General features: G+C 69.1%; 19 protein-coding genes and 1 pseudogene. 14 read left to right on the top strand and 6 right to left on the bottom strand.

Annotated features, from left to right (window positions below; all coding sequences use genetic code 11):
* Nucleotides 1-54 precede the first annotated feature (54 nt).
* The 5 genes from DES41_RS22015 to DES41_RS21995 form a co-directional block, all read right to left on the bottom strand.
* The gene (locus DES41_RS22015; RefSeq protein ID WP_114469804.1) at nucleotides 55-567 is read right to left on the bottom strand and encodes a cupin domain-containing protein; all 513 of its coding nucleotides are present in this window, start codon (nucleotides 565-567) and stop codon (nucleotides 55-57) included.
* Nucleotides 564-1,868 (bottom strand): aspartate aminotransferase type Ic, encoded by a 1,305-nt coding sequence (locus DES41_RS22010; protein ID WP_114469803.1) that lies wholly within the window; start codon nucleotides 1,866-1,868, stop codon nucleotides 564-566. The genes DES41_RS22015 and DES41_RS22010 overlap by 4 nt, the downstream gene beginning before the upstream one ends.
* Complete coding sequence (locus DES41_RS22005) at nucleotides 1,852-2,364, bottom strand: RidA family protein (protein ID WP_114469802.1); 513 nt, start codon at nucleotides 2,362-2,364, stop codon at nucleotides 1,852-1,854. Before DES41_RS22005 ends, DES41_RS22010 begins: the two co-directional genes overlap by 17 nt.
* A gap of 119 nt (nucleotides 2,365-2,483) precedes the next feature.
* Nucleotides 2,484-3,572, bottom strand: a complete 1,089-nt coding sequence (locus DES41_RS22000; protein ID WP_114469801.1) for a threonine ammonia-lyase — start codon at nucleotides 3,570-3,572, stop codon at nucleotides 2,484-2,486.
* The gene (locus DES41_RS21995) at nucleotides 3,572-4,531 is read right to left on the bottom strand and encodes a 3-hydroxyacyl-CoA dehydrogenase family protein (RefSeq protein WP_114469800.1); all 960 of its coding nucleotides are present in this window, start codon (nucleotides 4,529-4,531) and stop codon (nucleotides 3,572-3,574) included. The genes DES41_RS22000 and DES41_RS21995 overlap by 1 nt, the downstream gene beginning before the upstream one ends.
* 105 nt (nucleotides 4,532-4,636) lie before the next feature.
* On the opposite strand from DES41_RS21995, the gene DES41_RS21990 reads away from it, so the two are divergent.
* The 3 genes from DES41_RS21990 (at nucleotide 4,637) to DES41_RS21975 (ending at nucleotide 7,449) form a co-directional block, all read left to right on the top strand.
* A complete protein-coding gene (locus tag DES41_RS21990) occupies nucleotides 4,637-6,058 on the top strand; it encodes an aminotransferase-like domain-containing protein (RefSeq protein ID WP_114469799.1) in 1,422 nt (473 codons plus the stop codon).
* Nucleotides 6,059-6,418: 360 nt separating this feature from the next.
* Entirely contained in the window at nucleotides 6,419-6,772 is a 354-nt protein-coding gene (locus tag DES41_RS21980; RefSeq protein WP_114470019.1) for a hypothetical protein, read from the top strand.
* Nucleotides 6,773-6,786: 14 nt separating this feature from the next.
* Complete coding sequence (locus DES41_RS21975; RefSeq protein WP_170168252.1) at nucleotides 6,787-7,449, top strand: FlhC family transcriptional regulator; 663 nt, start codon at nucleotides 6,787-6,789, stop codon at nucleotides 7,447-7,449.
* Between the two features lie 142 nt (nucleotides 7,450-7,591).
* Here DES41_RS21975 and DES41_RS21970 read toward each other — a convergent pair whose 3' ends face one another.
* Nucleotides 7,592-8,302, bottom strand: coding sequence for a LuxR family transcriptional regulator (locus tag DES41_RS21970; RefSeq protein ID WP_170168251.1), 711 nt, complete (start codon nucleotides 8,300-8,302; stop codon nucleotides 7,592-7,594).
* Between the two features lie 226 nt (nucleotides 8,303-8,528).
* Here DES41_RS21970 and DES41_RS21965 point away from each other — a divergent pair, with 226 nt between their 5' ends.
* From DES41_RS21965 to DES41_RS39190, 11 genes and pseudogenes are all read left to right on the top strand, one after another.
* Nucleotides 8,529-9,113 carry an acyl-homoserine-lactone synthase gene (locus DES41_RS21965; protein WP_114469795.1) on the top strand — a complete coding sequence of 195 codons (585 nt, stop codon included), beginning with the start codon at nucleotides 8,529-8,531 and terminating at the stop codon, nucleotides 9,111-9,113.
* A gap of 424 nt (nucleotides 9,114-9,537) precedes the next feature.
* A complete protein-coding gene (locus DES41_RS21960) occupies nucleotides 9,538-10,059 on the top strand; it encodes a lytic transglycosylase domain-containing protein (RefSeq protein WP_114470018.1) in 522 nt (173 codons plus the stop codon).
* A gap of 411 nt (nucleotides 10,060-10,470) precedes the next feature.
* Nucleotides 10,471-10,830: a hypothetical protein gene (locus DES41_RS21955; RefSeq protein WP_114469794.1), complete on the top strand. Its 360-nt coding sequence runs from the start codon at nucleotides 10,471-10,473 to the stop codon at nucleotides 10,828-10,830.
* Between the two features lie 21 nt (nucleotides 10,831-10,851).
* Nucleotides 10,852-11,151: a type IV conjugative transfer system protein TraL gene (gene traL, locus DES41_RS21950; RefSeq protein ID WP_114469793.1), complete on the top strand. Its 300-nt coding sequence runs from the start codon at nucleotides 10,852-10,854 to the stop codon at nucleotides 11,149-11,151.
* A 10-nt stretch (nucleotides 11,152-11,161) separates the two neighbouring features.
* The gene (gene traE / locus DES41_RS21945; RefSeq protein ID WP_114469792.1) at nucleotides 11,162-11,728 is read left to right on the top strand and encodes a type IV conjugative transfer system protein TraE; all 567 of its coding nucleotides are present in this window, start codon (nucleotides 11,162-11,164) and stop codon (nucleotides 11,726-11,728) included.
* A 121-nt stretch (nucleotides 11,729-11,849) separates the two neighbouring features.
* A complete protein-coding gene (locus tag DES41_RS21940; protein ID WP_245965819.1) occupies nucleotides 11,850-12,659 on the top strand; it encodes a type-F conjugative transfer system secretin TraK in 810 nt (269 codons plus the stop codon).
* Complete coding sequence (locus tag DES41_RS21935) at nucleotides 12,656-14,077, top strand: TraB/TrbI/VirB10 family type IV secretion system protein (RefSeq protein WP_114469790.1); 1,422 nt, start codon at nucleotides 12,656-12,658, stop codon at nucleotides 14,075-14,077. Before DES41_RS21940 ends, DES41_RS21935 begins: the two co-directional genes overlap by 4 nt.
* Nucleotides 14,061-14,915, top strand: coding sequence for a DsbC family protein (locus tag DES41_RS21930; protein WP_114469789.1), 855 nt, complete (start codon nucleotides 14,061-14,063; stop codon nucleotides 14,913-14,915). The genes DES41_RS21935 and DES41_RS21930 overlap by 17 nt, the downstream gene beginning before the upstream one ends.
* Nucleotides 14,912-15,559, top strand: coding sequence for a type IV conjugative transfer system lipoprotein TraV (gene traV / locus DES41_RS21925; RefSeq protein ID WP_245965818.1), 648 nt, complete (start codon nucleotides 14,912-14,914; stop codon nucleotides 15,557-15,559). Before DES41_RS21930 ends, traV begins: the two co-directional genes overlap by 4 nt.
* A gap of 7 nt (nucleotides 15,560-15,566) precedes the next feature.
* A complete protein-coding gene (gene traC / locus DES41_RS21920; RefSeq protein WP_114469788.1) occupies nucleotides 15,567-18,140 on the top strand; it encodes a type IV secretion system protein TraC in 2,574 nt (857 codons plus the stop codon).
* A gap of 96 nt (nucleotides 18,141-18,236) precedes the next feature.
* Nucleotides 18,237-18,901, top strand: a pseudogene (locus DES41_RS39190) (type IV toxin-antitoxin system AbiEi family antitoxin domain-containing protein).
* Nucleotides 18,902-19,554: the final 653 nt, after the last annotated feature.

Here is a 19,554-nt window from a genome sequence, read left to right as displayed (position 1 = left end):
ATGGCAGGCGCAACCGTGGGGCGACGCCAAAGAGGAAGACGGAACCGCTGCGCGTCAGGCGTCGGCGGGCGCGGCCGCCTCGGCCCGGATGTGGACGTAGCCCGCGGCCTCCTTGCGCATCAGCGCGCCGGTGGCCGCCTGCTCCGGCAGGTTCTGGGCGGAGTACACGACCGCGTCCTCGGTGGTGCTCAGGTTCTGCAGGTCGTGGTCCACCCAGGCCGGTACATAGAAGCTGTCGCCGGCCGACCAGCTGATCAGTTCGCCGCCGATCTGCGAAGCGCCGCGGCCCTTGAGCACGAAGTACAGGTGCCAGAACGAATGGCTGTGCATGCGCCCCGTCTCGCCCGGGCCCAGCGCCTGCACGATCAGCGAGATGCTGCCGTTCAGGCCCAGGGCCTGCGGATCGTCCGTGGGCGTGAGCGCCAGTGCGCGCGTGAGCCGCTGCGGGCTTGTTGGCTGTGCCGACAGCGCGGCGTCGACGTCCGGGCCACGCCAGATCGCGGGCCGGCCGGCAGGCTGGGCGCTGCGCGCCAGGTAGCGCGCGAACGCGATGAAATGACCGTTCATGGCAGTGGCTCCTCCGTGCAGGCCAACAGGATGCCGAGACAGATGCCTTCCATCGCGGTCGCGAGGTCGGCGGGATCGGGGAAGCTGGGCGCGAGCCGCAGAGTGCTGTCGCGCGGGTCGTGGCCCTGCGGATGGGTCTTGCCCGCAGGCACGAGCACGATGCCGAGCTGGCGGGCCAGCGCCACGACGCGGCGCGCGCAGCCGTTGCGCACCTGCAGGCTCACGAAGTAGCCGCCGCGTGGCCGGGTCCAGGTCGCCACACCGCGGCCGTCCAGGTGGCGCTCCAGCGCCGACTGCACGATGGCGAACTTGGGTGCCAGGATGGCGCGCTGCGCCTGCATGTGCACGAGCAGCCCGGCATGGTCGCGCAGCAGCCGCACATGGCGCAGCTGGTTGAGCTTGTCCGGCCCGATGGAGCGCACGCCCGCATGCCCGGCGTACCAGTCCAGGTTGGCCCTGGAAGCCGCCAGCAGGCCCAGTCCCGCACCGGCGAACGTGATCTTGGAGGTCGAACCGAAGACGAGCGGCCGGTCCGCATGCCCGGCCTGGGCGCTGAGCGCCAGGATGCTGGGCACGCCCTCGGCCTGCTCGGTCAGGTGGTGCACGGCATAGGCCTTGTCCCAGAACAGCCGGAAGTCCGGCGCACCCGTCTGCATGCGGGCCAGCCGTTCGACCACGTCGGGCGCATAGGTTTCCCCGGTGGGATTGCTGTACAGGGGCACGCACCACATGCCCTTGACGCGCGGATCGCGCGCCAGCGCTTCGACCGCGTCCATGTCCGGCCCCCGGCCCGTCATCGGCACCGGCACCATCTCCAGGCCGAAGGCCTCGCACAGTGCGAAGTGACGGTCGTAGCCGGGAACCGGGCACAGGAAGCGGTCCGTCTCCCGGCTCCAGGGCTGCGCGCCGCCCGGCACACCGTGCAGGACCGCGAAGGCCAGCATGTCGTGCATGAGGGCCAGGCTGGAGTTGTTGCCGACCGCCACCTGCTCCGGCGTCGCATCCAGCATCGTGCAGAACAGACGGCGCGCCTCCGGCAGGCCCAGCGGCCCGCCGTAGTAGTTGCGCGCATCGCCACCGTCCTCGGTGAGGAAGTCGCCCCGGCCGGGCAGGTCGAGCAGTGCGTCGGACAGCGCGAGCTGCTCCGCGCAAGGCTTGCCGCGCGTCATGTCGATGGACAGGCCGCGGGCCCGGAAGGCCTCGAAGCGCTCCTGCCATTGCCGGCGGTCCTGCGCCGTGGCGCGTGGGGCCTGCGTGGCGCCGGCAAGGCCAGCGCCGGGTGTCTCAGTGCTGAGCCGCACGGTGTTGCTCCTTCAGGTTGGTGGCCGGCGCAGCACAAGCGACGACCAGATCGAGTTCGACACTTGCCCCCTTGGGCAGCTGGTAGACGCCGACGGCGGTGCGCGCGGCCAGGCCGACCGCACCGAAGACCTGCACCAGCAGTTCGGAGGCTGCATCAGCAACCTCGCTGTGCCGCTGGAAGTCCGGCGCGCACTGCACGAACACCTGCAGCTTGAGGACGCGCTCGACGCGGTCGAGCGAGCCCAGGACCCGGCGCAGCGCGCCCAGCGCCCGCAGCGTGCACAGCCGGGCGGCCCGCTGTGCCTCGCCCAGGGGGACGTCCTCGCCCACCCGCCCCGTGACCGCGACCTCGTCGCCCACGCGCGGCAGCTGCCCGCTCAGGTACAGCAGCCCACCGTGGAAGGTGGCAAGCGCGTAGTGGGCAGCCGGCGTGACATCGTCGGCGATGTCCAGGCCAAGCGCCCGCGCCCGGTTCTCGGGCGTCGGCGCCCGCATCGCCGCCACGTCCAGTCCCTGGCCACTGCCTGGCCGGCCGGCGGCATGCGGCGCGACACCGCTCGCGCTCCGGCGACTCGTGTTCGCCGCCCGCCCTGGTTTCACCCTCCGCGCCGCGCTCATGGCCGCCTTCCTGCCAGCGCCAAGGACTCGCCCGCGCCGCTGCGCTGCAGGCTGCGCACGAACAGTTCCGGGTCGACGTTGCCGCCGGAGCACACCACCAGCGTGCTGCGGCCGGCCAGCACGACCTTGTGCGCGAGCACGGCCGCCAGCGCGGCCGCCCCACCGGGCTCCAGCACCAGCTTGAGGGTCGAGAACGCGAACGCCATCGCCGCCAGCGTCTCGTCGTCGGACACGGCCACGCCAGTGGCCGCGTGCTCGCGCAGCACGGGCAGGGTCAGCCGCCCCGGCGTGGGCGCCAGCAGCGCATCCTGGATGGAGCCCGAGCGCCGCGCGTTGTGTTGCGGCAGGCCCGCGCGCAAAGAGCGCGCGGTGTCGTCGAAGCCCTCCGGTTCGACCACCACGATCTGCACCCGCGGCCAGGCGGCGCGCAGCGCGACCGCCCAGCCCGCGGCCAGTCCGCCACCGCTGCAGCACAGCAGCGCGGTGTCCACCGCCCTGCCCCGCATCTGCTCCAGCGCTTCCAGCGCGCCGGTCCCGGCGCCCGCCATGACCTGCGCATCGTCGAAGGGTGGCACCAGCGTCATGCCCTGGTCCTCCACCATGCGCTGACCGATGGCCTCGCGGTCGTCGCGCTCGCGGTCGTACAGGAGCACCGTCGCCCCCCGTGCGCGGCAGCCCTGGATCTTGACCGCCGGGGCATCGGCCGGCATCACCACCGCCACCGGCACGTCCAGCAGGCGCCCCGCCTCGGAGACCGCAAGCGCATGGTTGCCCGAGGAATAGGCCACCACACCCCGCGCGCGCTCGGCCTGCGACAAACCCAGGATCCGGTTGCAGGCGCCGCGGAACTTGAACGAGCCGCTGCGCTGCAGGCTCTCGGCCTTGAGGAACACCCGCCCGCCGGCCAGCGCATCCAGTTCGGCCGAGCGCAGCAAGGGCGTCTTCACCACGTGCCCCTGGATGCGGGCGGCAGCACGGTGGATGGCCCCGAGGTCGGGCTGGACACCACCGGCGCCAGCCGGGACGGCACCGAACGGGGCGCTGCACTGCGCCCCCACGGCGGACACGGGTCCGTTGTCCGCCATCACAGCGTCCCCGCCGTCGCGTCCAGGCCCGCAGCGCCGGGCAACGTGGCGGGCACCAGCAGCCGCTGTGCCTGCTGCAGGACGTCTTCGTAGCGCGCGCGCTCCTGCGCGATCTGCTCGGCGCTCCAGCGCCAGAACCCGTGGCCGCTCTTGGTGCCGTAGCGCCCCGCTGCCACCTTGTCGCGCAACGTGCGGCTGGGCGTGGCGTCGTTGCACAGGCTGGGGTAGATGGACGAGGCCGCCGCGAACTGGGTGTCCAGCCCCGCGAACTCCTTCTGCAAAATGGGCCCCGCCGCGACGTAGCGGAACCCGAAGCCGAACCGCACGGCCGCGTCCACGTCCTCCGGCGACGCCAGTCCCTCGTCGATCACCGAGAAGGCCTCGCGCATCAGCGCATGCTGGATGCGGTTGGCCAGGAATCCCGGCACGTCCCGGTTCACCCGCACGGGGATCCGCCCCACCGCAGCGAAGATCTCCAGCAGCCGGTCCACCGCCACGTCGTGCGTGAAAGCGCCCTTGGCCACCTCCACCAAGGGCACCAGATGCGCCGGCAGGAAGAAGTGCGCATTGGCCATGCGCGAAGCCGTGTTGCAGCCCGCCGCGATGTCGGTGATGCGCAGCCCGCTGCTGTTCGAGCCGATGGGCACGCCCGCCGGGACCAGGGCGTCGAGCTGCGTGAAGACCGCGCGCTTGACCTCCAGCTTCTCGGTGACCGTCTCGATCACCGCGTCCACCCCGCTCCACTGCACGTCGCCCAGCCCATGCCGCAGGCGCAGCAGGCCGAAGCGGGGCGCCCCGCCCATCTGCGCGACCGACTGCGCCACATGGCGCGCCGCCGCATCCCAGGTGTCGCTCTCCGGCGCCACCAACTGCGTGGCCCATCCCGCGTTCACGAAGATGGCCGCGATGTCCCTGCCCATGATGCCGCTGCCCACGACAACCGCTGATCCGCACTCCATACTTGGCTCCTTGCCTCGGTGATATACCTACAGGGCGAACTGTATGGACATAGATCCATATAGTTCTTTTGACTGACGATTGAGTGTATGTAGACCATATGGAAAATGCAAGGCAACATTCCCAATAAATTTGCGTCGTGGCCGGATGCCGTCCGAGCCGAAGGCGGATCGCTCTACACGGCCATCGTCAAGGTGATCGAGGCCGAGGTCCGCGCAGGCCGGCTCAAGCCGGGAGAGCAGCTGCCGTCCCAGCGCAGCCTCGCCGATTTGCTCAAGATCGACTTCACGACCGTCGGCAACGCCTACAAGCTCGCCAGGGAGCGGGGACTGCTGCAGTCGCACAAGGGCCAGGGCACCTTCGTCTCGGGAGAGCGTCCCGGCACCGAAGCAGGCGGCGACGTCGCCGACGAGCAGGCCAAGGACGCCCCCACCGACCTCAGCACCAGCTGGCCGCCCAACCTGGACATCGCCGCGATGCTGGCCGATGAGGTGCGTCAGGTGACCCATGCGCGCAGCTTCGATTTCCTCGCGCGCCGCTCGGGCGGGGTCCCCAAACTGGACCGCACGAGCGGCCAGACCTGGCTGCAGCCGCGTTTCGACACACCGCTGGAGGGCCGCCTCGCCATGGCCGCCGGCACACGCAACGCGCTGATCGCCCTGCTCGCGCGCGTCGTCGGCAGCGGCGGCAAGCTCCTGGTGGAGTCCATGTGCTGGCCCACCGTGCGCACGCTGGCCGCGGTGCTGAACATCGAGCTCGTGCCGGTGGCCCTGGATGCACAGGGCATCGAGCCAGGCGCGCTGGACGCGGCGGCGCAGGCTTCTGGGGCGCGGGCCCTGTACTGTGTCCCGTCGCTGCAGAACCCCACCGGCGCCGTCATGGGGCTGGAGCGCCGCCAGGCCCTGGTCGAGGTCGCGCGCCGCCACGGCATCACGCTCATCGAGGACGATGCCTACGGCGGCCTGCAGAGCGCGCCGCCGCCGCTGCTGGGCACGCTGGCGCCGGACATCACCTACTCGCTGTTCGGCCTGGCCAAGCTCGTCGCGCCCAGCCTGCGCGTGTGCTACGTGGTGACGCCGGATGCACCCGCCACCGAACGGCTGGCGGAGATGCTGCGCGCCACCATGCAATCGGCCCCGCCATTGGAGGCCGCGCTCGCCAGCCACCTCATCCGCAAGAACGACATGCTCGGCACGCTGATCACGCGGGTCCGCACCGAAGCAGCGATGCGCCAGACCATGGCCCACGAGGCCCTGCACCAGCACGGCCTGACCGGCTCTGCCGAGGGCCTGTTTTGCTGGCTGCCGCTTCCCAAGTCCTGGGACGCGTCCGAGTTCGCCATGCGGCTGCGCAACGAAGGCGTCCTCGTCGCGCAGGCCAAGGCGTTCGCGGTGGAGCCGTCCACTGCGCCCAATGCCGTGCGGATCGCCACGGGCGCCGTCTCCACCACCGACGCGCTCGCCGAAGCCTTGCAACGCATCGCCGCACTGCGGGCACAGAACCCGTCGCTGCTCAGCACCATCGGCTGAGCCCGCGGCACGCCGGGATGCGGCAGGCGCTCACCCGCGGACCTGGATGCCCGCCGACCATCCCGTGCAGCGATCTGGACGGGAGAAGGCGGAGCGGCGGTCCCGCGAGACCGGCTCCGGCAGGACAGCGCAGTCGGCCCTGGCCTGCTGTCCAAGGCCCTGCTGTGCCACGGCCTGGCCATCGACCATCAGGCGCCGCCCCGCTCGCGGGAACCCGCCCAGCCGGGCCAGAACATCCGTCCAGAAGGGCCCGACCGCCCAACAGGGCCGCCCGCCCAGCTCACACAAGTCGGAGCTATACCGCCTCGGCCTAAGCCTCCTATGCTGGTGGTGCAGATCTCTACCGACCAGGAGGCCTCCATGGGAAACGATGTACCGGTCGCGCCCTGCCCGCACCTGCTGGAGCTCGGCGGCCAGGCGCTGCTGCTCACGGACGCGCGCTCGACGAATCTGTACATGGCGCAGGCGATCCGCCTCGGCCTGGAGCGTGACCCGGTGGGCACCTGCCTGCGCTATGGACTGAACGCCGAGCAGGGCCAGCGCCTGCTCGCGCTGACACCGCAGGCCCTCCATGCCATGGTCGCCTCGATCGGCAACCAGTCGCTGTTCCTGCCACGCCGGGACCTGCTCGAACTGCTCGACGCACCCGAGGCACTGCGGGCGACGCTGGCCGCGGCCCGACCTGCAGTCCCCGCCACCGGCTCCGCTGCATGACAGCGGGTACGCCGATGGCGTGCCGCGCCACCCAACGCATCCGCGCCCTGTCCCTGGCCCTGGAGTGCGCCGTGCTGGGAGCCAGAGTGCGGACGATCCATGAACTCACGGGGCTGCGGCAGAGCGAACTGCTGCAACTGCTCTTCAACGACGAACGCCAGCCGCCCCGAGGCAGGGCGCCGGACGCGCGCGAATGGCTTCCGACCGCCTCGCTGGTGGAGCGCGCCGAGGCATCCGTGCTGGCAGCGAACTTCGTGCGCCTGCGCAACAGCGGCTTCTGCATCACGGAGGGGCTGCTCTCGGCCTATCGGCTGTACCGCGCCCTGTATGGAGAGGCCGCGCATCTGGGCTTCGACCGCGCGTTCGACCTCGTTGCCCATGTCACAGGGCTCTGGACATCGGACGGCGCCAGCATCGCGATGACGGCATGCGCCAGATGTGGTTGCGAGTTCCTCGACATCCCGCTGGGTCGGCTGCACCAGAACGACGCATGCCCCTTCTGCAGGATGCTCGTGCGCTACCACCTGGATCCAAGGATTGCCGCATTCCTCCAGGGCCGGCCGCGGCGCGCACAGACCCCACGCAGCACTTCAACCAGCCGCGCGCCGCGGTGCATGCTGCCCCACGCCCTGCACCTGGCATGGACATCGCCATCTGCGTCCACCGGCACCGGCTGACACGCGGCGTCGTTCCGTCATTGAGTTGCGCCTGCAATCACGCCCGTGCTCGGGAGGCCGCAATGGGGACCCGGTCATTGCCGGGCAGGATCACCAGGACGGGCCACCAGCGCCAGCGCCCCTTTGTCTTTCTTGACCGGCGTCAACGCAGCAAACCCCTGGCCGTTGCCTGCGCCACCGCGGCAGGCCGGCTGTTGGCGCCGAGTTTGCGGCGCACATTGGCCACATGCAGGTCCACCGTGCACTTCTTCACGCCCAGGATCTGGGCGGTCTGCCGAGCGCTCTTGCCATCTCCCGCCCAACGCAGGACCTCGACCTCACGCGGCGTGAGCTTGGGGACGCGCCTCTGGGAACCATCTCCCAGGTGGCGCGACATCGCCGTATGGGCCCTGTTCGCCAGCCACCTCAGCTCGGGGTCCTTCAACTTGATCTCCGCCTCCCCGATGGCCTCATTCCCGCGTGCCAGGGACAGCAGGCCGACCCTCCCGCTCGCGTCGATGCACGACTGTGCCCAGCCATAGCGCAAGCCGAACGACGAGGCCTCATCCCAGAACTGCGGGGCCTCGCGCAGATCGCTGTCGGCCCAGACCATCGGCTCGATGGACTGCTTTGCACGCATCACCGTGGGATCGACCTGCAGGTAGCAGGCCTCCGCATACCGCGTCTGCCAGCTCTGCGCGTAGTTGCTGATCTGGAAGCAATTGATGCGCGTGAATGGCAAAGGCCGGTCGACCCCGTACGCACACCATTCAAATCCCAAGTGCCTTGCACCGTCGGCAATCGCCGCGAAGGCTTCCTCGGCCGAGTCGGCCGTGTCCAGAGCGTTCAGCAATGATGCAACCCAATGCCCCATGGTGCCCTCCGTCCGCAGAAACAGCTCGGCGCGCAGCCGAGTGCCAACCAGCCTATTGCACAACAAGATACAAATCCATGCACCAGTAACACACCGGAGTGCAGGGAAATTCTTCACTCGACACGCGCCACGGCCGAGTGAAGAAGCGCTACCTCTCACAATGACTAGCTTGTAGACGCCAGTCATCGCCTCTGAAATGCGGCCTCCACAAAGGAGGTATGAGGCGATGCACTACGTCACTGGAACCGCAACGGAACTCGGCACATCACGGCGGCAAGCACTGGGACGCTACCGCCATCGTGTGTTCGTGCAGCATCTGGGCTGGTCACTGCCCGACGCGCGCGGCGACACCGAATGGGACGGCTACGACAGACCCGACACGGTGTATGTGCTGGCGCTAAGCACGACAGGCTCGCTGTGCGGATGCGCCCGGCTCTTGCCCACGACACGGCCTTACCTGCTGGCTGAGGTCTTTCCCCAGCTGCTCGACGGACAGCCCGCACCGCATGACGAAGCCACCTGGGAGCTGTCGCGCTTCGCCGCGGTCGACCTCGACGCCGCACCGCTGGATGGCCACACGTTGGGCTCCCCGCAGGCGCTGGACCTGCTGCTCACTGTGATGCGCGAAGCCGCTCGCAGGGATGCACGTGCGCTCGTCAGCGTCTCACCGATCGCGATCCAACGCATCCTGCGCAAAGGCGGCTACCCCTTCACGCCCCTGGGACGGACGCACAGCGTCGGCGGCCAGACGCTCTTCGCGTGCGGCATGCCATTGCAGACAGCCCTGCTGCATATGGCCCAGGCGGCCTGAGCAGCGCGCCGACACATCGACGACCGCGGCATGGCTCGACTCACGCGCACGGCCCCTCGCACCTGCACAGCGCAGTGCGTGCGTGCAGTCCAGCGGCAGGCGCGCCCGTGCACCCTGGCATCGAAAGGACCGCACAAGGAGCGCCGATTCGCGCGCGACAGCGCGCCACCAGGCGCTTATCGTGCCTGCCGCACCCTCTTGCGCGTGCTTGCAACGAACGTGAAGGACCGCCGCCATGCTCCACTGTCCACCGCTTGAAGACCGCCCCGCTCGGATGAGCGCGGCATGGACCTCGGCAGAGGCCGCAATGAAGCGTCTGTCCCAAACCGCGCGTGCCCGGCCCCATCTGCTGACGCGCGGCTCGCGCCGCCAACGCCGCCGCCTGCAGCCGCACAGCGGCCAAGGTTCGGCGCCTGGACACGCCATGCGCGCTGTCCTTGTGCTGGCCTGCCTGCCGGTGTCCGCTGCCCTCGCGGTGCCGTGTTGGGAGACTGCCTCCCAGCGGCACGGCGTCGCCGCGGCACTGCTCCATGCGATTGCGCGCGTCGAGTCCGGACTCAACGCCGCCGCAGTCAACCGCAGCCACATCGAGCGAACGGCAAGCTACGACATCGGACTGATGCAGATCAACAGCCGGCACCTGCCCATGCTGGCACGCCATGGCATCGGCGAAGAGGCCCTGTTCGACCCATGCACCAACCTGCAGGTCGGCGCCTGGTTGCTCGCGGATCTGTTCGCACGACACGGCAGGAACTGGGACGCCGTGGGAGCCTACAACGCCGCGTGCACCCAGCTCAAGGGCGAGGCCTGCACACGCGCACGTGCCACCTATGCCTGGAAGGTGTACCGAAGCCTCCCGGCGGACGCCATCGTTTCCGCACCAGTGGTTCCACGCGCGATGCCGCGCCCTGCCGGCGCCATCACCGCGGTGAGGGTCTCGCCATGATGACCGCCACATGGCCGGCACGCGCCGTCGCATGCGCGGTCCCGCTGCTCCAGATCGGATGCGCGGGCGGCCCCTCGCAAGTCGAGCCGCCTGCCGCAGCGCCTCAGACGCCTTCGTGGCGTGCCGCGCAGCAGGGCAATGGAGCGCTGGCTTCGTTTCGGTTGTGCGAGGCGCGGTCCTGCCCCGTCGCAACGCCCAAGGCCTTCCGGGGCGCACAAGCTCTGCACTCCCCGTCCGCGCACAGCGGACACGCGACGCAAGCGGCGCGTCCGACCGCAAGCGCTCCAACGAGGGCGGCAGTGTTCCCGGACGCCGTGCCTCAGGGGCCACCGTGACGGCCATGCCATGCATGCCTCCGGTCTCCGTTCAGTGACCCTCTCCGACTCGCTTCCCCACCTTCAGGAGTTGCCCATGCAAGCCACCACCGTCTCCCGCATGCCCAAGTTCGCGCCGCTGCCTGGCCGCAGGCTTGTGGGCTGCCTCTGTCTGTTCGCCCTGGCCCTCCTGGGCCTGGCGGTCGCGGTGCCCGGACATGCGCTCGATCTCGTGGCGTTCACCGGCATCACCGGCCCCATGACGTCCGCCTTGACCCAACTGGCCGACCTGGGCCCGGCCATCAAGGCACTGGTGGGCTTCATCGGCTTCGTCGTCGCCCTCATCAGCCTGTCGGCGCTGAGGAACTTCGGGCCTGTGCTCTTCTACATCGGCATGGCCATCTTCGGCGCCGTCGGCCTGGTGATCGCGGGCGCCATCATGGGCGCCGTCGTCTGACGCACAGCGCGAAGGACGCCCATGCGCACCGATACCTACATCCCGCGCCGCCTCGACGACAGCTGGAAGATCGGCTTCTGGGACATCGACGTGGCGGCCCCGGTCCTCTTCATGTTCTTCGTCGGCTACCTGACCTCGAGCAAGACCACCTTCGCGCTCTGTGCGGCCATCGGCGTCGCCCTGTCCCGGTGGATCGCCCGCCTGAAGGCCGACAAGCATCCGTCCTTCGCCATCCATTGGCTCTACTGGCATCTGCCCACCAGCCCGGCCACCTCCATGCAGGCCACCCCCCCGTCCCATCTGCGGCGCATGGTGGGCTAGGAGGCGCCAGATGGACTACGCCCGCCTCAACACCGACCTGCGCGACCTGCGCCGGCGCAACCAGGGTCAGGCACTGGCAATCGGTGGACTGACGGGCTGCCTGATCCTGGCCCTGTCGACCATCGTCATGCTGCTCGGCTCGGTTCGGACCGTGGTCGTGCCCCCCGTCCTGAACAAGACGTTCTGGGTGGAAGGCGGCCGGGCCTCCGGCGAATACCTCGAGCAGATGGGCAGCTTCATCGCCTGGCTGGTCCTGGACGTCACGCCGAACTCCATCGAATGGAAGAAGGAGATGCTGCTCGGCTACGTGGACCCGGCGCAGCACGGTGCGTTGAAAGCACGGCAAGAGGTGGAGGCGGAGCGGCTCAAGCGCATCAACGCCGCCACATCGTTCGCGCCCCAGCAGTTGGTCGCCAGCGAAGAGCAGCAATCGCTTGTCGTGCGCGGCAGGCTGCGCACGCTCGTGAACGGCCACGAGACGGCCCATGATCTGAAGGCCTACCGCATCGACTTCGGCCATGCAGGCGCGCGGCTGCACGTCCTTGGTTTCCAGGAGGTCGCCTATGCCGTCAAGTAAGGCCCTGCCCGCAGGCGGGGCGCATCTGCCGCCCAGCGGCCATCCGCGGCGACCCGGCTGCGGCCCGGTGCAGGTACCGCGCCCGTGGCGGCGACGCACGACCCAGTTCGCTGCGCAAGCGATGGCAGCCGCGGCGTGCTGCGGCGGTCTCCCTGCACTGGCACTGCAGCTCGTGGAGGCGCGCGATGGCGTCGCCGCGGAGGCCATCGTCTCCAGCAGGGAGCCCACCCGGGTCCGCATCGAAGGCGCGGCCATCACGGACGTGTTCGGCAACATCCACTCCAGCCAATGCGGCGTCGGTGGTGCAGGCAACACCGCCGCGTCCGCGCCTTCCGCGACCGGGCCGCTTGGCACGCCGCCCAGCAATCCGGCAGGCGACGTGACCGTCGCCTGCGATCGCGACAAGGGAGAGATCTACCTGCGTCCCGTCGGCGATGGCCTGCGTCCGATCAACCTTTTCGTGTCCTCGGCAACGGCCACCTACACGCTGCTGCTGCGCCGGGCAGACACCCCTGCCGACACCATCGTGATCCGGGACAGGACGCCGCGCGCACTGCGGCGATCCGCCGGCGAGGCGCTCGCCGCAGGTCCAGCGCCGAACCACGTGCGCACCATGAAGGCGCTGCTCGTGGCGATGGCGTCAGACCGCGTTCCGCCGGACGTCCGCGTGGAGGACACGCACAGACCGCTGCAGCTCTGGGCGCAGACCCGCTTCACCCTCGCGCGACGGTACGAAGGCCGGGGATTCGTCGGGGAGAAGTACGCGCTCCAGAACATCGGTGCCGCACCGATGGTCCTTGCGGAGCAGGAGTTCGACCGTCCCGCAGGACGGGAGAACGGCGAAATCGCAGGGATCGCCATCGAGCACCACAACCTGGCGCCAGGAGAGGCCACGAGCGTCTACGTGTTGCGTCGCGAGGGCGCCGAATGACAGACCACCAGCCGCCTGCCGGCCCGCATCCTTTGCGCCGCCCGCGCTCCAGTGAGGGCCTGCTCGGGCGTCTTTCTCCACGTCAGCGCCAATTCGTCCTGCTGGGCGCCATCGTCGCGGGTGGCATCGCGCTGCTGTGGATCGTCTTCGCCCTGTCCGAGGACGCACCATCGAAGCGCAGCGCCGGCCAGGAGGCCACGCATGCGGGCGGCGTGACCAACATGGGCGTGATGCCCCCCGGAGGCCAGGTCACGGCGCTCGACCAGTGGGTCGGCCAGGCTGGCCGCAAGCTGGCCCAGTACGAGTCCGAGCGAGAGGAGCAAGGCCGGCTCAACAAGGACCGCCAGGCGTTCGAGTCGCGCACCATGCAGCGGTTCGCGGAGATCGAACAGCGCCTGACCCGCGGGCCCGCAACCGCGCCGCCCGCGATGCCGACGCCGACGCCGACGCCGGCGCCAGCACAGTCCGGAACTCCCGCAACCCCGATTACCATGCCGCCAGCGGCGGCGCTGCCGGCCAGGCCCATGCAACCGGCATCCGGCGCCGCGCCGCCGCCGCTGCAGCTTCCCGCGTCTGCGGCGCGCACCGAGCCGCCGGTGCCGACCATCGCACGGGTCTCGTTGGTCGACCGCCATGCTCCTTCTTCCAACGCCTCCGGTGCGAGCAAGAGCACCGATGCGGAGCGTAGCCGCGGTGGGTCGCCTCAGACCATCGCCACCTTCCTGCCCGTCAGCTTCACGCGCGGCATCTTGTTGGGCGGCCTGGACGCCCCGACCGGAGGCCAGTCCCAGTCCAACCCGCATCCCGTCCTGATTCGGCTATCGGACAACAGCGTGCTGCCCAACCAGTTCCGTGGCGAGTACCGCGAGTGCTTCGTCGTCGCCGCCGGCTATGGTGACATCAGCTCCGAACGCGCCTACCTGCGCACCGAGAGCCTGTCCTGCGTGCGGGCCGACGGCGCCACGCTGGAAGTGCGCATCCAGGGAACGGTGTACGGCGAGGACGGCAAGGTCGGCATGCGCGGACGCCTTGTCACCAAGCAAGGCCAGATGCTGGCCAACGCACTGCTCGCAGGCGTGGTCAGTGGCATCGGACAGGGTCTGGCGACGGCGAACACGAGCTACAGCAACTCGCCGCTGGGCACGGTCGCGAGCACCGACAGCAACGCCGACGCCTACCGCGCCGGCCTGGGCAGCGGCGTCGGCAAGGCGCTGGACCGCCTCGCGCAGTACTACATCAAGCTGGCCGAAAACACCTTCCCTGTGATCGAGGTCGATGCGGCCCGTCAGATCGACGTCGTGATCACGAAGGGCGTGCGCATCGAGGCGCCGATGACCGCGATCGCCCAAACCGGCATGCGCCGCGCCGGCGCAGCCGACAGCCGATACCAGGAGCCGACCGATGACCAAAGCTATTGAACGCAGCCGCCCGGTCCGCCGGTACCCGGCCGCCCTGGCCTTGACCGCCTCTCTCCTCGCAGCCCTGCCGGCGGCAGCCGATGCCGATGCGGCCCGCCTGCTCGCCACCCTGCGCGCCGCCCATCCTGGAACCCGGTTCAACGAAGTCGCGACGACCGAGGTGCCCGGACTCTACGAGGTCTGGATGAACGGCAACGTGGCCTACGTCGCTTCCGCCAACCCGCGCATTTTCCTTTTTGGCCGCCTGTTCGACACCCAGGCCATGCGCGACCTCACCGGGCCGAAGCTCGCGCAGCGGGCGGGCGAGGGACACGCCACCTCGGATACCGCCCCTGCGACCGTACAGCAGGCCGACGCGCCGTCGGTGGCCTTCGACCAGCTTCCGCTGGCCGACGCGATCACGGTGCGGCGCGGCAACGGCACACGCCATGTCGCGGTGTTCAGCGACCCGAACTGCGGCTTCTGCAAACGGCTGGAGGCCGAACTCGCCACGGTGGAGGACGTCACGGTCCACACCTTTCTGGTCCCTTTCCTGGGGGAGGCGCGTCCCGTGGCGATCTGGTGCGCCGACGAACGCAATGAGGCCTGGCACCAGTGGATGCTGCGCGGAGACGCTAGCGCACAGCGGCCGAACGCGCACTGTGAACACCCGGTCGGGCGCAATCTCTCGCTGGCGCGGTCTCTGCGCGTCAACGGCACACCGACCTTGATCTGGTCCGATGGCAGCCGGACCGACGGCTACATCGACCGCAGCGTCATCCTGAGCCGCCTGGAGGGCGCTGCAAAAGGCGCACGACCCGTTGCTGCCGCGCCGCGCACGCTGGAGTGGCAGCCGTGATCCGCCACCTGCTGATGCTGGGTGTGCCCCTGGCCGGCTGCGTCAACATGTCGGGGCTGGACGGCGGCTCCAGGTACGCGTGCGCGGCGCCTGACGGTGTGGCCTGCGACTCGGTCTCGGGCACCTACGCGAATGCCGTGCACGACAAGCTGCCCAGCCAACGCGGCGCGCCCTCCGCATCCACCGCAAGGCAGGCGGCCGCATCCGCCGCATCAGCCGAAAGCGCATCGGCTGCCAACGGGGACGGTACGCCGCCGCGCCCCGTGCCGGCCAGCCCCGGCCTGGCCGACGCCATCAGGGAAGGCGGGGCCGGCGCCCCGCTGCGATCACCCGCGCGCGTGCTGCGCCTGTGGACGAAACCTTGGGAGGACGCCGACGGGGACCTCTGGGACCAGGGCTATGTCTACGTCCAGGTCGACGGCGGACGCTGGCAGCTCGAACATGTGCGCCAGCGGATTCGCGACCGCCACCAGCCGCTGCGGCCACCGCCTGCTGCGGCGCCGGACGCCGCCGCGCCGACGGCTGTGCCGGGTGCTGCCGCCGAGCCCGCAGCCGATGGACTGCCGCGCGGCTCTGGTGCCTCGCCCTTTGGCAGCTTTCCCAGCTTCAACCGCCCCATGGCCGTTCCCGGCCAGCATCCCTGAGGACGCCATGCAGGCAGCTTCCACTCCCCGCCCTGCTGGCGAACATCGGCTCTGGCCCTGGACCACCGAGGCGCCATCGCCCTCCGAACAGTTCGCCGGTTGGCTGCCCTACTCCGGCTACCTGGCGCAGGAGTGCATCTTCGTCAACCGCGACGGCATGGGCTTCATGCTGGAGGTCATGCCCCAGGCGGGCGCGGACGAACGCATGGCGGAGGTCCTCGTCTCCCTGTACGCGAACTGCCCTCCCGCGACCGGCCTGCAGTTCCACCTCTTCGCGTCTCCGCACGTGCGCCAGCAGCTGCGCCAGTACACCAACCTGCGCGTGGAGGACGCCGACCAGGCCGAGCGCGCCAAGCCCTGGGGGCACCCCGTCCCCGACGAGAACCTGTTCCGCAAGCTGGCGCGCCAGCGTGTGCAGCACCTGCTGCGCGGCACCCAGGAATCGCTCACGGCGGGCTTTCACTACACCCTGCGGGATTTCCGGCTCATGCTGAGCCTGACGGTTCCCGGAAATGCCGAGGACCTCGGCCAGAGGGAGGCCCTGCTCAACCTGCGCGACTCCATCGGCGCCACGCTGCGTTCGGCCATGCTGCCCAACCGCGTCTGCGACGCCACCGCCCTCATCAACTGGTGCGCACTCTTCACGAACCCCGACCGCATCGCGCATTCCGACCATCCGGACCTCAACTTCGACGACGACCGCCAATTGCACTACGACGACGGGCGCGAGATCCGCGACCAGATCGTGGACTTCGACACCATCCAGGACCCGCACCCCACTGGGCTGACACTGTGGAAGGAGACCAGCCAGGAGGTGCTCGAAGCGCGCTTCTACAGCATCAAGAGCTTCCCGGAAGAGTTTGCCCTGTGGCAGATGGGCTCCTTGATCGGCGACCTCATGCAGCCGGCGCTGCAGTACAGCGCGCCCTTCCTGATCACGCTGGGCGTGCACATGCTGGATCCGAACGCCACCAAGTCGGTCGTGACGGCCAACCACGTGCGCGCAACGCAGAACGCGCGCTCCAAGATGGCCGATGTGATGCCCGATGTGCGCAAGAAGCTGGACGACTGGTCGGCCGCGGCCAACGCCATCGACAAGGGCGGTGGCCTGGTCAGCATGTACCACCAGCTGGCGATCTTCTCGCGCCCGGAGAAGGCTGCCGCAGCCCATGAGGCGGCGAACGCGATCTGGCGTGCCCGCGGTTTTCAGCTCAATGCCGACACCTACATGCACCGCCAGGCCCTGCTCGCCAGCCTGCCCATGACACTGAGCCCACGCATGCACAAGGACTTGGCCAAGATGCGCCGTGTCACGCGCAAGCTGATCACCAACGCGATCCACATGGCCCCACTCATCGCGGAATGGCGCGGCACCCGCACGCCTGCCCTGGTGTTCGGTGGCCGGCGTGGCCAGCTCATGACGCTGGACCTGTTCGACAACGACCTGGGCAACTACAACTTCGCGATCATCGGCGCGCCCGGCTCGGGCAAGTCGGTGCTCATGAACGAGATGGCCTGGTCCTACCGCGCCATCGGGGCCAAGGTCTGGATGCTGGACCTGGGCCGCAGCTTCGAGAAGCTGTGCCGCAAGGCGCGCGGCACCTACATCGAGTTCCGGCCGGATGTGAAGATCTGCCTCAACCCGTTCACGATCGTGCGGGACATCCATGAAGACATCGACATGCTGGTGCCCGGCATCGCCAAGATGGCCTCGATGCAGCACCAGCTCCAGGAGGTCCAGTACAAGGCGATCTCCGCCATGGTGCTGCAGCTGTGGCGCAGCCACGGGCAGGACCTGACCATCACGGCGCTGCGCGACGCCTTCAAGACCGGCTCGATCCCGGAACTCGGCATCGTCAACGACCAGCGCATCAAGGACCTGGCCATCATGCTGAACCCTTACGCGCGCGGCGGTCAGTACGAGCGCTACTTCGAGGGCCATGCCAATGTCGACTTCAGCAACGACTTCATCGTCATCGAGAACGAGGAACTCAAGCGGCGCCCGGACCTGCACGCCGTGGTCAACATCCTGCTGCTGCACCAGATTACGGGCGAGATGTACCTCACCCGCGATCGGCGCAAGGTGCTCTTCATCGACGAGCTCAAGCAGCAGCTGGGCGACATCGGCGCCGACGACCCGGTCAAGGCAGCCGTCGTCGAGGAGGCGGCCAGGCGTGCACGCAAGTATGGGGGGGCGCTGGGGACGGGGACGCAGAGCGCAGACGACTACTACGGCTCGGCCCAGATGGAGGCGGCCTTCAACTGTTCCGACTGGGTGTTCCTCCTGCGGCAGAAGCCAGAATCGATCGAGATGCTGGACCGCAAGGGGCGCCTGTCCATGGACGAGCCCAAGAAGCGACTGCTGGGTTCATTGCGCACCGAGGCGGGCGCTTTTTCCGAGCTGTACATCTCCTCGCCTGTCGGCGAAGGGGTGGCCCGCAACATCCTGGACCCGGCAACGCACCTGCTGTTTTCCAACAAGCTGGAGGACAACGCGCCGATCGATGCCTTGCGTGCGCAGGGCCTGTCGATCGACGAGGCCATCGGCGAGCTGCTGCGCCAACGAGGACTGTCGCTGTGACCGGTCGTGCGCATCCGGACGTACGCGCAAGGTCTGGCGCACCTCCCATCCGCATGTGTTTCTGTTCCTGGCCATTTATTGACAAACGACTAGATATTGCAACGATCTTCGGACACGGGATCAAGCCCGACGCTCCAACAAGCAGTGCTGGCGCTCGCCGGACGCCGGCCACTGCTGCGCGCGCGTGACCTGGCTGGCAAGGCCTGCCGACGGTGTTGCTCAGCAGGCTGCTTGCAGCCGGCAAGCTTGAGCGGGTCGCCCGCGGCGTCTACAGCCTGCCTGGACGTGCGCTCAGCGAGCATCGGTCGCTGGCCGAGGTGGCCCTGCGCGTGCCGCGCGGTGTGGAGTGCCTGCTGTCGGCACTGCGCGTCCATGGCATCGGCACGCAAGCACCTTTGGAGGTCTGGATGGCGATTCCCCATCACTCGCCCACACCCCGGCTGGACCAGCCCGCCCTGCGCGTGGTGCGGATGTCAGGGGGCGGCGCTGGCCGATGGCATCGAGCGAGTCCAGATCGACGGCGTGGATGTCCCCGTGTTCAACGCGGCCAAGACGGTGGTCGACTGCTTCAGGTACCGCAACAAGGTCGGCCTGGACGTTGCACTGAAGCGCTGCACGATGGATGGTCGCAACACAAGTTGGCGATGGATGCTCTCTGGCACCACGCCAGGGTGGACCGCGTGGCCAACGTCATGCGGCCCTATCTGGAAAGTGTCGCCGCATGCGCCGCAGCCTGGCTGTCTCCATCCGGGCACGCTTGAGGCAGCGCGCCGACATCACCAGGCAAGAGTTCAACCTGGTGCTGACCCACTATGGCTTGGAGCGATAAGGTTGCCGCCTCTATTGGCTGCACCATCCCAACCAGCGGGCACCCGATAGGCAGCACATGGCTGCCAGAGGGCCGGCAGGCCATGCTCCGTGCGGGTGGATTCGCCGTCATCACCCGGCTGCAGTGCTGAGCCGGCAGCAGCCTGACCACAGCCCATGCGCTTCGACGCCCATGGCCGGCAGGCTCTCGAATTCCACTCCTGAAGCATTGGACGTGCGGTAGCGGCAGGGCGATCCAGCCGGCGCAAAGCAATCGGTCGGGTTCACACGACCTGCTGCCCGCAAAACCCTGCGGCACCTGCAGAAAAGACATGGTGCACCGAGCGGTCGGCCATTCAACTGCCGCCTCGCAGCAAGCCCATGCATCGCCGGCAGGGGCAACCATGGGGAGAACGGCAAGCCCGCCCTGGCAAGACCACGGAACTAGGTGCGAAAGCCCGCTGTTTCTACTGCCTATTGCGTCTCGACGCCGCGAAGACCGGCACCTACGCTTCGATCACAGCCTGGTTCATCAGGGCTGATCGAACCGACATGAGGACCGACGCCATGTTGAGCAATGCACCTTGCGATCCGACACACCGTAGCA

This window comes from Pseudorhodoferax soli (assembly GCF_003337555.1).
In the GTDB taxonomy this organism is placed as follows: domain Bacteria; phylum Pseudomonadota; class Gammaproteobacteria; order Burkholderiales; family Burkholderiaceae_C; genus Pseudorhodoferax; species Pseudorhodoferax soli.
This window is presented reverse-complemented; position numbering and strand designations above follow the sequence as displayed.

What these genes read in the sequence shown, in the direction of transcription:
- DES41_RS22015 (WP_114469804.1), bottom strand. Translation starts at nt 567, where the DNA reads ATGAACGGTCATTTCATCGCGTTCGCGCGCTACCTGGCGCGCAGCGCC.
- DES41_RS22005 (WP_114469802.1), bottom strand. Translation starts at nt 2,364, where the DNA reads ATGCGGGCGCCGACGCCCGAGAACCGGGCGCGGGCGCTTGGCCTGGAC.
- DES41_RS22000 (WP_114469801.1), bottom strand. Translation starts at nt 3,572, where the DNA reads ATGGCGGACAACGGACCCGTGTCCGCCGTGGGGGCGCAGTGCAGCGCC.
- DES41_RS21995 (WP_114469800.1), bottom strand. Translation starts at nt 4,531, where the DNA reads ATGGAGTGCGGATCAGCGGTTGTCGTGGGCAGCGGCATCATGGGCAGG.
- DES41_RS21990 (WP_114469799.1), top strand. Translation starts at nt 4,637, where the DNA reads ATGCAAGGCAACATTCCCAATAAATTTGCGTCGTGGCCGGATGCCGTC.
- DES41_RS21980 (WP_114470019.1), top strand. Translation starts at nt 6,419, where the DNA reads ATGGGAAACGATGTACCGGTCGCGCCCTGCCCGCACCTGCTGGAGCTC.
- DES41_RS21975 (WP_170168252.1), top strand. Translation starts at nt 6,787, where the DNA reads ATGGCGTGCCGCGCCACCCAACGCATCCGCGCCCTGTCCCTGGCCCTG.
- DES41_RS21970 (WP_170168251.1), bottom strand. Translation starts at nt 8,302, where the DNA reads ATGGGGCATTGGGTTGCATCATTGCTGAACGCTCTGGACACGGCCGAC.
- DES41_RS21965 (WP_114469795.1), top strand. Translation starts at nt 8,529, where the DNA reads ATGCACTACGTCACTGGAACCGCAACGGAACTCGGCACATCACGGCGG.
- DES41_RS21960 (WP_114470018.1), top strand. Translation starts at nt 9,538, where the DNA reads ATGCGCGCTGTCCTTGTGCTGGCCTGCCTGCCGGTGTCCGCTGCCCTC.
- DES41_RS21955 (WP_114469794.1), top strand. Translation starts at nt 10,471, where the DNA reads ATGCAAGCCACCACCGTCTCCCGCATGCCCAAGTTCGCGCCGCTGCCT.
- traL (WP_114469793.1), top strand. Translation starts at nt 10,852, where the DNA reads ATGCGCACCGATACCTACATCCCGCGCCGCCTCGACGACAGCTGGAAG.
- traE (WP_114469792.1), top strand. Translation starts at nt 11,162, where the DNA reads ATGGACTACGCCCGCCTCAACACCGACCTGCGCGACCTGCGCCGGCGC.
- DES41_RS21940 (WP_245965819.1), top strand. Translation starts at nt 11,850, where the DNA reads ATGGCAGCCGCGGCGTGCTGCGGCGGTCTCCCTGCACTGGCACTGCAG.
- DES41_RS21935 (WP_114469790.1), top strand. Translation starts at nt 12,656, where the DNA reads ATGACAGACCACCAGCCGCCTGCCGGCCCGCATCCTTTGCGCCGCCCG.
- DES41_RS21930 (WP_114469789.1), top strand. Translation starts at nt 14,061, where the DNA reads ATGACCAAAGCTATTGAACGCAGCCGCCCGGTCCGCCGGTACCCGGCC.
- traC (WP_114469788.1), top strand. Translation starts at nt 15,567, where the DNA reads ATGCAGGCAGCTTCCACTCCCCGCCCTGCTGGCGAACATCGGCTCTGG.